The organism is Anaerovorax sp. IOR16, assembly GCF_017168145.1.
Taxonomy (GTDB): Bacteria; Bacillota; Clostridia; order Peptostreptococcales; family Anaerovoracaceae; genus IOR16.
Genome location: NZ_JADQTL010000009.1, coordinates 1,224,420 through 1,239,488, shown reverse-complemented (window position 1 = coordinate 1,239,488; position 15,069 = coordinate 1,224,420). Strand labels below are relative to the sequence as shown.

At 36.0% G+C, this 15,069-nt stretch carries 14 protein-coding genes and 1 other annotated feature (1 of these 15 cut by a window edge); of the genes, 12 read left to right on the top strand and 2 right to left on the bottom strand.

What is annotated here, in order from left to right:
* Positions 1 to 47 precede the first annotated feature (47 nt).
* Positions 48 to 872, top strand: a complete 825-nt coding sequence (locus I2490_RS09945) for a hypothetical protein (RefSeq protein ID WP_206459538.1) — start codon at positions 48 to 50, stop codon at positions 870 to 872.
* On the opposite strand, the gene I2490_RS09940 is transcribed toward I2490_RS09945, so the two are convergent.
* Complete coding sequence (locus I2490_RS09940; RefSeq protein WP_206459537.1) at positions 786 to 1,370, bottom strand: 5-formyltetrahydrofolate cyclo-ligase; 585 nt, start codon at positions 1,368 to 1,370, stop codon at positions 786 to 788. The two genes, I2490_RS09945 and I2490_RS09940, sit on opposite strands and share 87 nt — an antisense overlap.
* A 160-nt stretch (positions 1,371 to 1,530) precedes the next feature.
* Here I2490_RS09940 and ftsE point away from each other — a divergent pair, with 160 nt between their 5' ends.
* From ftsE to I2490_RS09910, 6 genes are all read left to right on the top strand, one after another.
* The gene (gene ftsE / locus I2490_RS09935) at positions 1,531 to 2,214 is read left to right on the top strand and encodes a cell division ATP-binding protein FtsE (protein WP_206459536.1); all 684 of its coding nucleotides are present in this window, start codon (positions 1,531 to 1,533) and stop codon (positions 2,212 to 2,214) included.
* Positions 2,207 to 3,100, top strand: a complete 894-nt coding sequence (gene ftsX, locus I2490_RS09930; protein ID WP_209010597.1) for a permease-like cell division protein FtsX — start codon at positions 2,207 to 2,209, stop codon at positions 3,098 to 3,100. Before ftsE ends, ftsX begins: the two co-directional genes overlap by 8 nt.
* 12 nt (positions 3,101 to 3,112) lie before the next feature.
* Positions 3,113 to 4,237, top strand: a complete 1,125-nt coding sequence (locus I2490_RS16890) for a murein hydrolase activator EnvC family protein (RefSeq protein WP_280634199.1) — start codon at positions 3,113 to 3,115, stop codon at positions 4,235 to 4,237.
* A gap of 80 nt (positions 4,238 to 4,317) precedes the next feature.
* On the top strand, positions 4,318 to 5,442 hold the full coding sequence (locus I2490_RS09920) for a murein hydrolase activator EnvC family protein (protein WP_206459535.1): 1,125 nt from the start codon (positions 4,318 to 4,320) through the stop codon (positions 5,440 to 5,442).
* Positions 5,443 to 5,527: 85 nt separating this feature from the next.
* Positions 5,528 to 7,264: a single-stranded-DNA-specific exonuclease RecJ gene (recJ, locus tag I2490_RS09915; RefSeq protein ID WP_206459534.1), complete on the top strand. Its 1,737-nt coding sequence runs from the start codon at positions 5,528 to 5,530 to the stop codon at positions 7,262 to 7,264.
* A gap of 30 nt (positions 7,265 to 7,294) precedes the next feature.
* Entirely contained in the window at positions 7,295 to 8,533 is a 1,239-nt protein-coding gene (locus I2490_RS09910) for a S41 family peptidase (protein WP_206459533.1), read from the top strand.
* Positions 8,534 to 8,541: 8 nt separating this feature from the next.
* On the opposite strand, the gene I2490_RS09905 is transcribed toward I2490_RS09910, so the two are convergent.
* Positions 8,542 to 8,844 carry a YerC/YecD family TrpR-related protein gene (locus I2490_RS09905; protein WP_206459532.1) on the bottom strand — a complete coding sequence of 101 codons (303 nt, stop codon included), beginning with the start codon at positions 8,842 to 8,844 and terminating at the stop codon, positions 8,542 to 8,544.
* Positions 8,845 to 9,180: 336 nt separating this feature from the next.
* On the opposite strand from I2490_RS09905, the gene I2490_RS09900 reads away from it, so the two are divergent.
* From I2490_RS09900 to I2490_RS09880, 5 genes are all read left to right on the top strand, one after another.
* On the top strand, positions 9,181 to 11,841 hold the full coding sequence (locus I2490_RS09900) for a cation-translocating P-type ATPase (protein WP_206459531.1): 2,661 nt from the start codon (positions 9,181 to 9,183) through the stop codon (positions 11,839 to 11,841).
* A gap of 181 nt (positions 11,842 to 12,022) precedes the next feature.
* Positions 12,023 to 12,298, top strand: coding sequence for a hypothetical protein (locus I2490_RS09895; RefSeq protein WP_206459530.1), 276 nt, complete (start codon positions 12,023 to 12,025; stop codon positions 12,296 to 12,298).
* Positions 12,299 to 12,300: 2 nt separating this feature from the next.
* Positions 12,301 to 13,800, top strand: a complete 1,500-nt coding sequence (locus tag I2490_RS09890; protein ID WP_206459529.1) for a 4Fe-4S dicluster domain-containing protein — start codon at positions 12,301 to 12,303, stop codon at positions 13,798 to 13,800.
* A 71-nt stretch (positions 13,801 to 13,871) separates the two neighbouring features.
* Positions 13,872 to 14,444 (top strand): 4'-phosphopantetheinyl transferase family protein, encoded by a 573-nt coding sequence (locus tag I2490_RS09885; protein ID WP_206459528.1) that lies wholly within the window; start codon positions 13,872 to 13,874, stop codon positions 14,442 to 14,444.
* A gap of 13 nt (positions 14,445 to 14,457) precedes the next feature.
* Complete coding sequence (locus tag I2490_RS09880) at positions 14,458 to 14,928, top strand: regulatory protein RecX (RefSeq protein ID WP_206459527.1); 471 nt, start codon at positions 14,458 to 14,460, stop codon at positions 14,926 to 14,928.
* A 54-nt stretch (positions 14,929 to 14,982) separates the two neighbouring features.
* Positions 14,983 to 15,069 (top strand) — a binding site (T-box leader) (it continues 161 nt past the right edge of the window).

Here is a 15,069-nt window from a genome sequence, read left to right as displayed (position 1 = left end):
AGAAAAATATATAAAGAAAGGGAATGTGTGTTTGCACTAAGGTTAATATGGATCGTTTTAAAATAGGGATTATTAGTACATCAAATCATTCGGGCGTCAGTTTTCTAACCACAATTTTAGCTGCATATTTTGCAGAGCAAAAAAAAATTACCCCTGTAGTTTTGGAATTAGGAAGTGGTTCTCTTTATTATTCTTTAGGTATAGAAAAATATTTTTCAGGAAGATCCTTTATATCCGTTTTTGAGGAAGAAAGAAATCAAGAAAATGTAAGAAATATATGGAATTTGCATAAAGGCATTAATTGGGCATTGCAAACCCCACAGGATTATCGAAAAAACTATGATTTTATCAATAAATTTCGATTAATTTATAATGTACCTGGAGATTTGCTGCTTTGTGATTTTTCAGGATGTAAGGTGGGTTTATCAGGAAAAAATATTGAAAGAAATGAAAGAAATCAATTGGATGAGACATGGCAGCTCTTGCGGGAAATGGATCACATTTTTTTAGTTATCGACCCTTTACCTTCAAAGTTACTCGAAGGGTCTGAGCAGTTTGCCCATTACCAACTTTCTCGGCTACCAATTAAGATTGTTATAAATAAGGACAACCAAGGTGTACAGCATAAAGAATTACAAAATTATTTACAGACTAAGGACGTGATTTGGATTCCTTATTTACAGCCAGAACTGTTGTATGAGGCAGAATATTGCTGTCTGGAACCATATGGAATGGATAAAATAAAAAATGCGTTAAAAGAGCCTCTTAGTAAGCTGGAATCGCTTTTAGGCGTGGATTATTTTATAAATCCGCTCTTCGGTCAGAATGAAGTCCATAGGAACATCCGTTATTTCAGAAGGAATATTTTTTGACAATTGAAATTCATAAGAAAGACCTACCTTTACAGCATCAGGACGAAGGTTTGGAAGAAACGAATCATAGCAGCCTTTACCAAAACCAATTCGATTACCATTGTAGTCAAATACAACGCCCGGAATTAAAATGAGGTCAATTTCTTTTGGATTTGCAACTGGACATATAAGCGAATTAGGTTCTATAATCCCTAAACTGGAAGTAATTAAACTTTCTTTTCCGACTAGTTTATAAGGTGTTATTCTAAAATTATCATCGGTAACCGGCAGAATTATATTTTTATTCCTTTGCAAAGCATCATTTATTATTTGATTTGTAGGTGCTTCATTTCGATAATCCATATAAATCATTATCGTTTTTGCATCAAGATAGAAGGGAAACTCTTTTATAAGCTGAAGAATCTTCCTTTCACTTTTTTTTATAAAATCTTCTTTTAATTCTTTTCTTTTAAGAAGCATCTGTTTTCGAAGCGCTGATTTTTCAATTGATTTGCACATAAATGTTTCTCCTAATTCACATTCCCAACACTCTGCTGTAATGAAGTTGTAATACTATTACTATTTATTCTAAACTTGTTTTATATTATAATATTATGTAAATATATGCGCAAGAGTATGTCTTATTTTGTGAAAAAGAATCGAGGGAGGACCTCTTTAGATGATAGTATATCAGAATGTCACCAAATATTATGGAAATAACATTGGTATTGAGAATGTTAATATTCACATTAATAAAGGTGATTTTGTATTTTTGGTTGGGCCTAGCGGGGCTGGAAAATCTACTTTTATTAAATTACTTCTAAAAGAATTGAATGCAGATAGTGGTTCCATAAAAATGAACGATATGGAGATTACAAATCTATCAAACCGTTTAATTCCTAAATTACGTCGAAGTACGGGGATTGTATTTCAAGACTTCCGTTTGTTGCCCAAAAAAACAGTTTTTGAGAATGTAGCGTTTGCTATGGAAATTATACATATGAGTTCACGCACGATTCGCAGACAGGTTCCGCAGGTGTTGAGTTTGGTCGGTATTAGCTCAAAAGCGGACAAGTACCCACATGAGCTTTCTGCAGGAGAACAGCAGAGGGTTGCGATTGCGCGCGCAATTGTAAATAATCCCGCTGTGTTAATTGCAGATGAACCGACGGGAAATCTTGATCCGGAAACAGCTTGGGATATCATGCGTCTTTTGGATAAAATTAATCGTCGAGGAACGACGATTTTAATGGTGACGCATGCAAAGGATATTGTAGATCGTATGGGAAAACGCGTTGTGGCAATTGAAAAAGGTCGAATTGTCAGAGATGACGCAGAAGGAGCGTATGGCATAAATGATTAGAAGTATAGGCTATGCCATTAAGCAGGCAGTAACACAAGTTTTTAGAAATCGAACAATGACAATTGCATCTATGTTTTCCATTACCGCAATGTTATTGATTTTAGGACTCTTTTTTATACTGGTCGTAAATGTAAATTTAGCGAGCGAAAATGTGAAAAAGCAGTTTGATTCGATTCAGCTTTATCTATTGGAAACAACGGACAAAAATACAGCACAGGGCATGATTGATAGTTTAAATAGTATGCCTGAGGTTAACGAAGCCATTTATGTTGATAAAGATACCGCAATGCAGGAATTCCGAAATAGCTGGGGTAATAAGGCTTATTTATTAGATGGAGTCGATCCTAATCCCCTTCCTAATTCTATCAAAATTACCGTTTCTAATTTGGAAGATGCTGATTTAGTCGTTGAAGTGGCAAAGACCTTTCAAGGTGTAGAGGATATAAAATATTATCAAACGGAAGTGAATCAAGTACTTAAAATTACTGATTATATTCAGGTTGGAGCTCTTGTAATTATTGTATTCTTGATTTTTGTATCAGTCGTTGTAGTTTCTAACACGGTTAAATTAACCGTACTGGCAAGAGAACGCGAAATTAGCATTATGAAATACATTGGAGCAACCAATTGGTTTATCCGGGGTCCTTTTTTAGCGGAAGGAATGTTGATTGGATGTTTTTCTGCAATCCTTTCTGCAGGTTTAATTTCATTTATTTATTATAAAATTTGTGAATTATTTTCATTGAGAGCATTAGCATTGTTATCAACTAGTTTGGTACCTTTAAACTTTTTAATCTGGAATTTAGTTTGGATTTTTATTTCACTGGGAGTCTGCATTGGTGCTTTCGGGAGCATTGTTTCAATGAGAAGGTTTTTGGATACATAAGGGGGAAAAATAATGAAGAAAAGTAGAATCATTGCGTACACTTTAACTGCTGTTATGGTTTGTTCCATTTGGTCATTGAGTTTAGGCTATGCAATTACGGACAGTGAAAAATTAGACAATGTAAATAATCAAATAAGTCAAACGCAAAAACAACTCAATGAAGGAAAGAAGAAGGTTAATGCTCTGAATTCTGAAATTATGAACTTAGAGAAAAAAATTAATGCTACTGAAACGGAAATTGCTAATCTTCAAGGGGATATCGGAAAAACGAAGCAAACCATTTCGGATACACAGGATACACTCAATCAATTGAAATCACAGATGGACGAGCAGAATACAAATATGAACAGCCGATTACGTGCAATGTATAAAAATGGTGATGTTGACATACTAGGAATTTTGTTGGGATCAGCAGATATTTCTGAATTCATGACAAATATGGATATGGTTCAGAAGATATACGATAATGATATGCAAGTTTTAGAAACGATGCAGCAAAGATATGAAAAAATTGATTTACAAAAAAAACAATTAGAAGCTTTGAATCAGCAATTGGCTTCTCAACAAGCAGTTGCCAAAGATAAACAGGATACATTAGAGGCGAATCGAGGTACGGTAGCGAGCAAGAAAGCAGAGGTTTTAAAAGATAATAAAGCATTAACAGAACAGATTGATGCTTTGAATGCAGAAGCAGATGCTTTGGTCGCAAGGATTCGAGCTTTACAGGATGATAGTGCTGTTTACAGCGGAGGTGCATTGGCATGGCCGGTTCCCGGGAAAACACGAATCACTTCGCCGTTTGGATATCGCATTCATCCAATATTAAAAAAGAAAAAATTACATACTGGAATTGATATTTCTGCGGGAACCGGATCAAAGGTTGTTGCGGCAGCGGATGGCAAGGTAATTATGGCAGGTTGGAATAATAGCTATGGAAATGTTGTTATGGTTGATCATGGAAGCGGTATTGTTACCGTTTATGCACATAATAGTAAGCTGCTAGTCAGTACCGGAACTCCTGTAGTTCGTGGTCAGCAAATCGCAAGTTCCGGATCGACCGGTATGTCGACAGGCCCACATGTACATTTTGAAGTTCGTGTAAATGGTGCGTATAAGAACCCAAAAGAGTATCTATAATGAATGAAATGATAGCGAAGCAACAAAGGTAACAAATATACTGCATACGAGATAAGTTTTCTGAATTAAGTGGGGGAATTATGAAACGTGAACGATGTATTACATATATAGTCCTTATACTGCTGTTTTGTTCCATTTGTCCTTTGGGTACGACTTATGCATTGACTGATAGTGAAAAATTACAGAATGTTAACAGTCAAATAAGTGAAACTCAAAAAAAACTTGATGAAGGAAAGAAAAAGATTAATGCTCTGAATTCTGAAATTACAAGTTTAGAAAAAAAGATTAATGCAACAGAATCGGAAATCGAGAAAATTCAAGGTAATATTGGGGAAACAAAGCAAAAAATTACGGATACACAGAATGCACTTAATCTACTTAAAACAGAAATGGATGATCAGAATACAAATATGAATGGTAGATTGCGTGCGATGTATAAGAATGGTGATGTTGACATATTGGGAATTTTGTTAGGGTCAGCAGATATTTCTGAATTCATGACAAATATGGATATGGTTCAGAAGATTTATGATAACGATTTGCAGGTTTTAGAGTCAATGCAGCAAAGATATGACAAAATAGAAATTCAAAAAAAGGAATTGCAATCCTTAAATCAAAAATTAATTTCTCAGCAAGTTACTGTAAAGGACAAGCAAGATATACTTGAAGGAAATCGTGGCAAGGTTGCTGAAAAAAAAGCACAGGCTTTAAAAGATAATGAAGCATTGACTGCACAGATGGACGCATTTAATGAAGAAGCAAATGCGTTGATTGCAAAGATTCGCACATTACAGGATGATTCTGCAGTATATAGCGGAGGAACTCTCGGATGGCCGGTACCGGGTCATAGCCGTATTACTTCAAAATTTGGAAATCGTATTCATCCAATCACTAAATTAAATAATTTTCATCATGGTATCGATATTTCGGCACCTTCCGGCTCTAAAGTAGTGGCAGCAGCTGATGGCAAAGTTATCACATCTGGATGGAATAATAGCTACGGAAATTATATTATGATTGATCATGGCAGTAGCATTGTTACGGTTTATGCACATAATAGTAAGCTGTTAGTCAGCACCGGAGCAACAGTAATTCGAGGACAGCAAATTGCGAATGCTGGTTCTACAGGTGTATCTACAGGACCGCATGTGCATTTTGAAGTGCGTTTAGATGGAGTTTATAAGGATCCAAAAACATATTTATAAGAATAATAAGGTAAGGAAGGGGGCAAATGCCCTCTTTTTGTCTCGTTGAAGCCACATTTTTTCCATTGAGGTATTGAGGTATAATATGAAAAAAAAATGGATTTATCCAAAAAAATATAACAATAATTGCGGAGAAAAATTAGATTCTTCTGTTGTTTTACGGTTACTCAAACAAAGAGGTTTGGGGGATGCTAAGGAACAAGAAGAATTTTTATCAGAAAAACCGAAAAAAACATATGATCCTTTTTTATTAAAAAATATGAAGGAAGCAGTACATGCTATCTTAGATACTTTAAACGCTGAACAAACCATTTGCATTTACGGTGACTATGATGCAGATGGTGTGACTTCTTGCAGTTTACTTTTGGAGATTTTGGGTAAATTAACTTCCAATCTATTTTATTATATTCCATCTCGGTTTGAAGAGGGATACGGCTTTCATAAGACGGCAATTGATAAAATTAAGGATCTGGGAGCGAATCTTATTATTACTGTAGATTGCGGAAGCACATCGCTGGATGAAGTAGAGTATGCAAAAGAGATGGGGATTTCTGTAATTGTTACCGATCACCATACGATTGTGAATGGAAAAGTGCCAGACTGTATTTTCATTAATCCAAAACAAGAAGATTGTAATTATCCATTTTCAGGGCTTTCTGGTTGTGGAGTAGCTTTTAAATTAGCGCAGGCGATTCAACGTACTTTAGAAAATGAGCGAGATGCACGATCCTCATTGTTGACTAAGAAGGAATTGAATCGTGTGTTAGATTTGGTTGCAATATCTACAATTGGAGATATTGTACCATTGGTAGATGAAAATCGAACACTCGTAAAATATGGTTTAAAACGCATACAAAAAGGAAATCGGTATGGTCTAGAAAAACTTATAGAAGCAATTGGACTTTCAAAAAAAATTATAAAATCAGATAATATTGCATATAGTATAGTGCCGCATTTAAATGCAGCAGGAAGAATGGAATCTGCAAAAATTGGAGTAGAGCTCTTAGTTACTTCTGGAAATAATAAAGAAGAAATACAAAAAATTAAGAATGCTGTGAATCAGTTACTTGAAAAAAATAATGAAAGAAAAAGAGTTCAGGAAGAAACTTTTAGTGATTGTATGCAAATTGCGGAACGTATTAACGAAAGTGATTTGTTTTTATTGATTGATTCAGAAAAAATACATGAGGGTATCGCCGGAATTGTTGCAGGGAAGTTAAAGGATTGCTTTTCGAAACCCACTGCTCTTGTTACTCTTTGTGAAGATGGAATCCATTACAAAGGTACAGGGAGAAGCATTGAAGGAATTGATCTTTATAAATTATTGCATACACAAAGTTTATGTTTTGAAAGATTTGGAGGGCATGCAGGTGCCTGTGGATTTTTATTGAAGAAGGAGAATATAGCGCAACTAAGAGATGGTTTAAATGCGCACATGGGTGAGTTGATAAAAGAAAATCCGATGCTTCTTTCTCCGACACTTTACATTAACGAAAGATTAGAGGCAGAAGAACTGACAGAGCAATTAATTGAACAATTAGAGTGTTTTGAGCCTTTCGGACATTGTAATGAAAAGCCGCTCTTTTTAATTGAAAAATTAATAATAAGGGAATTTCGTTATATGGGGGAGAGTAAGGAACATATTCGTTTTAAAGCTATGTCTTTAACAGGAGAATACCGCGATTTTATACTTTTTTCAAAGGCGTCTGATTATAAGGAAACAATAAAAATTGGAGCAATGATTGATGTAGTTGGTTATCCGACAATAAATCAATTTCGCGGTGTTACAAACGTACAATTTATAGTATATGATATGAAGTGAATGTTATTGCACAATTAATGGAAAGGGGAAATGATAGAAAATATGCAAAAGGAAGCAACAAAGAAAATGGTAATCATTAAGAAGAGGAATCTTATTTTTTTATTAATTGTTGCATTGTTGGTTGGTAGTGGTTTTACAACCTTATTATACAATCAGAAATTAGATACTTCAAATGGAGTTACAATTAGTAAGCAAGATTATGATGCCTATAAAAAAATGGAGGGGAAGTATGCAAAACTTGAGCAATTAACAAGTTATATTGAAGACAATTATTACGTTCCTGTCGATGAGACTCAATTAGAGGAAGGGTTATATAAAGGCCTTTTTTATGGAGTTGGTGATCCATATTCCGCTTATTTAAATAAAGAAGAATATAATGAGCTATTAATTGCAACCACCGGAGAATATTCAGGTATTGGTGTAACTATTGTACCGGATTCAAAGGGATTTATTAATGTTATTGCACCCATTGATGATAGTCCGGCAGCAAAAGCTGGTATAAAAAGCGGAGATAAAATATTAAAAGTAGATGATAAAGAATACACTGCAGATACCATTGATGCAGCTGTCTCTGCAATGAGAGGCGCAAAAGGAAGCAAAGTTTCAATTACCATTTTACGAAATGGAGAGGTTAATAGCTTTGATATGCGGCGTGCAACTATTGTGACAAAGACTATAAAATCAGAAATAAAAGACGGTAATATTGGATATTTGCGTATTACCAGTTTTGAGGAAAAAACAGCAGAGGACTTTGCGAAAGCTTTGCGTGATATGGAAGTTAAGGGAGTAGACGGCCTTGTTATTGATTTACGTGATAATCCGGGAGGGCTCGTTGAGATCAGCGTAAATATTGCGGATATGTTATTGGATTCCGGTACTGTTACGTATACGGAGGACCGAAAAGGAGAAAAAACATATTATAAATCGAAAGAAGGAAAGACTAGTTTGCCATATGTAGTATTGGTGAATGGTGGTTCTGCAAGTTCTTCTGAGATATTAGCAGCGGCAATTAAAGACAATCATGGTGGGAAATTAGTAGGAACAACTACTTTTGGGAAAGGAATTATACAAGAAATTAATGAACTTCCGAATGGAGATGCCATGAAATTAACTGTTATGCAATATTTTTCACCAAAAGGCAACGTGATTCATGGAAAGGGTATTCAACCTGACGTAAGTATTTCTTTAGAAGAAAGCGATTTTACCGATGGAGTGTTAACCAATGATAGACAATTGCAAAAGGCAATGGAATTACTAATTAAAAAATAAAGGGTGAATCATTGTGATTCATCCTCAAGTCTTGATAAAATCGTAGTATAGCCATCTGCACCATATAGCAGGCATTTATTGATACGGCTTATAGTAGCAGTACTGGCTTTCGTAATTTCTTCGATTTCGTTATAAGTCTTTTTTTCACGTAGGAGTTTTGCAACCTGCAGTCTTTGTGCTATAGATTGCAGCTCCTTTATTGTACAAAGGTCTTCAAAAAAACGGTAGCATTCTTCTTCCGTCTGTAATGCTAATATTGCACGAAATAAATCGTCAGTTTCTTTACCTTTAATCTTCGAATGATAAGTCATTGCAATTACTCCTCTCATCAGCTGTATTTGCTTATATAAAATAATATGTCATCACTTTATCGCTTTACAGTATTATTATACAATGTTTTTTTCTCCTTGACAATCATACATTTTTCCAGTATGATACAATTTAATAAAAGGGAGTAGTTTTAAGTTTATGATCAACATCCGGTTTTGTTAAGCCTGGTCATAGACCCGAAAGGTAACAAGACTTTTAGCATATATTTTACTGTTTTTGTGAAAATTATGTTAAGAGTTATTTTTTTTGCAAGGATTTTCACAAGACATAATAATTAAAATAAAATAGGAAATAAGTAAAACCATTAGGAGGCTTACATGTTTGAAAAACAGAAAAAGGAAGAAGTATTACAAAATTTGAATATAGATGTTAATGTAGGGCTGTCCCAAGAAGAGGCAAAGAAGAGACTGAATGAAAATGGTCCTAACTCCTTTGATGAAAAAAAGGGAAAAACTAAGATACAGTTATTTTTATCACAGTTGCAAGACCCTATGATTTATATTCTTATGGGGGCAGTTGTAATTTCTGCTATTCTGAAAGAGTTTAGTGATGCATTTATTATTATAGCAGTTATATTGCTTAACGCAGTCATAGGTATGATTCAAGAGGAGAAAGCTGAAAAATCCTTAGAGGCGTTAAAACAGCTTTCCAGTCCTATGGCATTGGTGCGTAGGGATGGTAAAGCGATAGAAATTCCGGCAAAAGAATTGGTTTTAGGGGATATTGTATTATTAGAGGCAGGACGAGTCGTTCCAGCTGATTTACGCCTTTTAAGCAGCATCAATTTAAAGATTGAAGAATCTGCATTAACCGGAGAATCAGTTCCAGTTGAGAAGGATGCCTCGTTTATAGCTGAAGGTGAGATTCCTTTGGGAGACCGTGTAAATATGGCTTATTTATCAACAAATGTGTCCTATGGAAGAGGAGAAGGTGTTGTTGTATATACGGGAATGCAAACTGAGATTGGTAAAATTGCAAAGATGATCAACGAATCGAAAGAAGAAATGACTCCTTTACAGATTCGACTTGCAGACCTTGGAAAGCTTCTCGGTATCATTGCAGTTATTCTTTGCTTGGCCCTGTTTGGTTTGGCTATCTTTCAAGGAAGAGACATTGCGGAGATGTTGTTAACAGCAATATCTTTGGCGGTTGCTGCAATTCCCGAAGGACTTCCGGCAGTCGTTACGATTGTTTTGGCTTTAGGTGTGCAACGAATGGTCAAGGTGAATACCATTGTGCGAAAATTACCGGCTGTAGAGACTTTGGGATCGGTTAGCGTTGTTTGTTCAGATAAAACGGGAACCTTGACACAGAATAAAATGACGGTTACACAGGTATTTTTAAATGAAAGGCTGACATCTGAGAATGATTTGAATTATGTAAAAGATGCTATTTTGATTGATGGTTTTATTCTTTGTACCGATGCTTCCATTGAGGGAGAAAATCGCATTGGTGATCCGACAGAATTAGCCCTTTTAGATATGGGTATACCACTTTCTGTAACGAAAGCAGAATTGGAAGCAAAATCTCCTCGTGTCAATGAACAACCATTTGATTCTGACCGTAAAATGATGACCACGGTGCATAAAAACCAAGACGGCAGCATCATTGCTTATACCAAAGGTGCGATGGATCAAATTTTAAAAAATTGCACCCATATTTTAATGAATGGCCAAACAAGAGATATCACAAGCAGTGATATGGAAGCGGTTCATACCGCAGCTAAGACAATGGCTGGGGATGCATTACGTGTATTGGCTTTAGCTATCAAAACAGACGATTCTTCTGCAGAGGAAACGAATTTGACGTTTGTCGGTTTAGTTGGGATGATTGATCCGCCTCGTCCAGAAGCAAAGGCAGCTGTTGAAATCTTTAAACAAGCTTCGGTAACCACTATTATGATAACAGGTGATCATAAAGATACAGCATTCGCTATTGCAAAGGAACTTGGAATTGCAGAAACTCCGGATCAATGCATTGCGGGCGAAGAACTCAATGAAATGACCCAGGAAGAACTAAATAAAGCAGTACTTCATTTACGTGTTTTTGCACGTGTTTCCCCAGAAAATAAGGTGATGATTGTAAATGCATTTCGTTCACATGGAAACATTGTTTCTATGACAGGAGATGGTGTCAATGATGCTCCGTCTCTGAAAGCTGCGGATATAGGCGTTGCTATGGGTATTACGGGAACGGATGTTGCAAAAGGTGCAGCAGATATGGTATTAACCGATGATAATTTTGCAACAATTGAAAAAGCAATTCATGAAGGTCGAAACATTTATAACAATATTAAGAAATCGGTATTGTTCTTACTTTCATCGAATTTTGGTGAAATCATTACTATGTTTACAGCAATCGTAGCTGGATTGCTTTCACCGTTAAAGGCAATTCACATTTTATGGGTTAATTTGATTACCGATTCTCTTCCGGGATTGGCCCTTGGTGTTGATAGTGGAGATGAGGATGTAATGAAGGAAGCACCTCGTCAGCCGAAAGAAAGTTTATTTGCGCATGGGGGCTTGGCACTGACCATTTTTTATGGGGTAGTCATTGGTTTCTTAACCTTAAGTGCATTCCTTTATGTACCAATTGAGACATTAATTTTACAGGGAAGTTCGGTAACTTATACTACAGTGAAAGAAATCCTATTGAATCCATTGATTTATGTAAAATCTCAAACGTATGCTTTTACAATTTTGGCTATTTCTCAGTTATTCCATGCGATTGGTATGCGTAATGTAAAAAAATCTATTTTTAGGATAAATCACCTTGCCAATCGAATGATGATCATTGCATTTGTAGTTGGATTTACACTACAGATTGCTGTAACTGAGATTTCATTTTTAACTAATTTATTTGGAACAGTTGCCCTTTCCTTAAGGGAATGGTGCATTTTAACTGGTCTTGCAACAGTTCCGCTTTGGTTCCATGAACTATTTGTATTATTTGGATATCTAAAGAAAAAAACTATATAAAAAATAAAAACGTTAAAAACTCTACAAATTACAATTTGTAGAGTTTTTTCGAAATAATTATGGCGGTTTGTGGGGTTGACGATAAGTCTTATAGCTTGTATAATATAATGGCTTATAAGATTCGGGGGAAATCGAATTTGCAGACAGAAAAACACAAAAGCTAGGAAGGAGACTATATACTATGGTAAATGATATAAAGGTCGAGGTTTGTGTTTGCACGGAATGTGTGATGCGAGGCGCAATGGATTTGGTGGAATCCGTAGAAAGCTTAAAAAAGCTAAAAAGATATTTGGGCTTTGAGGGTAATATTAACGTAGAAACAAATAAATGTTTGGGTAATAAAAAAGATGGGCACCATTCTCTGGTGGCTGCAATAAATGGAAAAATAATGGAAAATGCGGATAGTGAAACTGTAATGGAAAAAGTAATTAGTATGATAAAGAAGGACGTGAAGTAATCTTGAGAGGCATTTATACACCAGTAACAAACATTAGGAGACAAGTATTTGCAGAGGTTGCAAGGTTGGCATATGAGGGCGGAGAATACGCTCGTGTTGAGGAGATTCCTTTTCGAATTATTCCTGGAGAAGTACCTACGTATCGGGATAGTATTTTTTTAGAAAGAGCAATTGTAGGAGAACGAATTCGTCTGGCAATTGGTCTTCCATTGTATCCGGCAGATCAGCCGACTCATATTTCGAAAGGTGTAGAAGAAAGTGCCATTGCTGAGAAGGTTTATGAACCTCCACTCATTAATGTCATTCCTTTTGCTTGCAATGCATGTAAAGAAAAAAGTGTTGAAGTAACTGACAATTGCAGAGGGTGCTTGGCTCATCCATGTACTTCTGTTTGTCCGGTAAAAGCCATTAGTATTCAAAATGGAAGATCGGTGATTGATAATGAAAAATGCATCCGCTGTGGACGTTGCGTTGATATCTGTCCATATCATGCAATTGTAAAATTTGACCGACCATGCGCGGCTGCTTGCGGAGTGGACGCAATTGAAAGCGATCATCTTGGCCGTGCCAAAATCAATTATGATAAATGCGTTTCCTGTGGTATGTGTTTGGTAAATTGCCCATTTGGAGCGATTGCAGATAAGTCTCAATTGTTTCAGTTAATTCATGCGATTAAAAATGGAGAAGATGTGATAGCGGAAATTGCACCGGCCTTTGTCGGACAGTTTGGACCGCTTGCGACACCGGAAAAAGTGAAGGCAGCTCTTAAGTTATTAGGATTTTCTAAAGTTGTAGAGGTTGCAATTGGTGCGGATTTGGGGGCAATTGAGGAAGCACATCATTACATTCATAAGATTGCCAGTGGTGAAGAACCGTTTTTAGCTACCTCTTGTTGTCCGGCTTGGTCGGTTATGGCTAAAAGGGATTTTCCAGAAGTTGCACCTTATGTTTCTGACTCACTCACACCTATGGTCGCAACTGCCCGTATTATAAAAAATGAAAATCCAGATTCAAAGGTTGTTTTCATCGGACCTTGTGCAGCAAAAAAATTGGAAGCTTCGAGAAAATCAGTTCGAAGTGATGTAGACTTTGTTATTACTTTTGAAGAATTGATGGGTATGTTTGTTGCGAAAGGCATTGAATTTGGCGATATAGAAACGAATGAAGTCTTTGATGATGCAACTGCTGCAGGTCGTGGTTATAGTGTTGCCGGAGGTGTTGCAGATGCGATTGCAAATTGTGTTGACGAACTTTATCCGGATAGTGATATTAAGATTGATCGTGCAGAAGGCTTACGAGAATGTGCAAAGATGCTTCGAATTGCAAAAGCCGGTAAAAGAGACGGGTACCTCATGGAGGGAATGGCGTGTCCCGGCGGTTGTGTTGGCGGAGCCGGAACTATGATGTCCTTTGCGAAAGCATCGACTGCAGTAAAAGAGTTTCAAAATGCAAGTGAAGATAAAATTGCTACAAAGAGCAAGTATGCAAACAAAGAAGATTGATACGATTAGACGTAGGCAGATTTGCCTGCGTCTTTTTCCATAAGTAATACGGTTTTAGAGGGGAGTCAGCCATGTATTTGTATTATACAAAAAATATACCTGAGAAGGAAAGTCGGAATCTCCTTTATCAAGTATTAAAAAAATATGGAATGCAGACAGGGATAAAAGATTTATTTGAGAAAGAAATTATTATAAGAGAAGGACTTCATGGGAAACCTTATATTAAACAGCCTTATATTGAGGATATTCATTTTTCAGTTTCTCATAGCAAATCTTATTGGATATGCTTAATTGGTAGAGATACCGTTGGAATAGATATTGAAGATAAATACAGAAATCTTTCAAATGAACGAATTTTGCGTCTGGCAAAACGGTTTTTTACAAAGGAAGAGTACGCCTTTGTAAGGGAGTTTGGTAATGATGCTTTTTATCAAGTTTGGGTAAGAAAGGAAGCCTTTATTAAATGCAAAGGAACCGGACTATCAGAAAATCTAAAAAGCTTTTCTGTCATTGATAATCAAGGTGAGTTTCAGCAACAAATAGAAGGGCTTTGGATAAACGCACTTACTTTACCGATACCGATTTATAATGCTTATTGCTGCAAATTAAAAGAAACACAAATACAAGTTATAGAGAATTTTTAGGAGGCAGCAAAAAATGCAAAAAAAATCTATCAATTCAGGAAGAACTGCAAAGGATGAAGCAATGATATTTTTAAGATATCGTGATCATACCGCCTTGGAAATTTCAAATCATTTAAAACAAAAAGAATATAATGAGAAAGAAATAGAAGAATGTCTGGAATTTCTTTTGGATTCTCATTTTATTGATGATAACCGATATTGTGAAAATTATCTTCGTTATGCCTTAACTAAAGGAAAAGGATCATTACGATTACGGCAAGAACTTTTGAATAAAGGTTTGGATGATGAGGTCATTCGGATTCACATGGAAGAAATTTTGGATGCGGAAATGGAATACTCGAATGCTATGAAGCAGGTTGAGAAAATCGTTGCTGGTGTTAAAGTCGATGAGAAGTTGATTGCAAAAGTTGGAAGAAGATTGTCCTATTTAGGTTATCCTACAGGATTGATTTATCGTATTCTAAATCAGCTTCGTGGCGATTGATGACAAATGGTTGACAAGTTAGTCGCCTTTCGTTACAATGAAAGAGTTATAGGTAAAAAAGCGATGATAGAGAGAGTACGCTGTATGCAAATACCTTACAGAGAGGCGTTGATGGTGAGATAATGCCGGAAAGCAACAGAC

Excerpts from the sequence above, each read along its gene's own strand:
- I2490_RS09945 (WP_206459538.1), top strand. The coding sequence starts at position 48 with ATGGATCGTTTTAAAATAGGGATTATTAGTACATCAAATCATTCGGGC.
- I2490_RS09940 (WP_206459537.1), bottom strand. The coding sequence starts at position 1,370 with ATGTGCAAATCAATTGAAAAATCAGCGCTTCGAAAACAGATGCTTCTT.
- ftsE (WP_206459536.1), top strand. The coding sequence starts at position 1,531 with ATGATAGTATATCAGAATGTCACCAAATATTATGGAAATAACATTGGT.
- ftsX (WP_209010597.1), top strand. The coding sequence starts at position 2,207 with ATGATTAGAAGTATAGGCTATGCCATTAAGCAGGCAGTAACACAAGTT.
- I2490_RS16890 (WP_280634199.1), top strand. The coding sequence starts at position 3,113 with ATGAAGAAAAGTAGAATCATTGCGTACACTTTAACTGCTGTTATGGTT.
- I2490_RS09920 (WP_206459535.1), top strand. The coding sequence starts at position 4,318 with ATGAAACGTGAACGATGTATTACATATATAGTCCTTATACTGCTGTTT.
- recJ (WP_206459534.1), top strand. The coding sequence starts at position 5,528 with ATGAAAAAAAAATGGATTTATCCAAAAAAATATAACAATAATTGCGGA.
- I2490_RS09910 (WP_206459533.1), top strand. The coding sequence starts at position 7,295 with ATGATAGAAAATATGCAAAAGGAAGCAACAAAGAAAATGGTAATCATT.
- I2490_RS09905 (WP_206459532.1), bottom strand. The coding sequence starts at position 8,844 with ATGACTTATCATTCGAAGATTAAAGGTAAAGAAACTGACGATTTATTT.
- I2490_RS09900 (WP_206459531.1), top strand. The coding sequence starts at position 9,181 with ATGTTTGAAAAACAGAAAAAGGAAGAAGTATTACAAAATTTGAATATA.
- I2490_RS09895 (WP_206459530.1), top strand. The coding sequence starts at position 12,023 with ATGGTAAATGATATAAAGGTCGAGGTTTGTGTTTGCACGGAATGTGTG.
- I2490_RS09885 (WP_206459528.1), top strand. The coding sequence starts at position 13,872 with ATGTATTTGTATTATACAAAAAATATACCTGAGAAGGAAAGTCGGAAT.
- I2490_RS09880 (WP_206459527.1), top strand. The coding sequence starts at position 14,458 with ATGCAAAAAAAATCTATCAATTCAGGAAGAACTGCAAAGGATGAAGCA.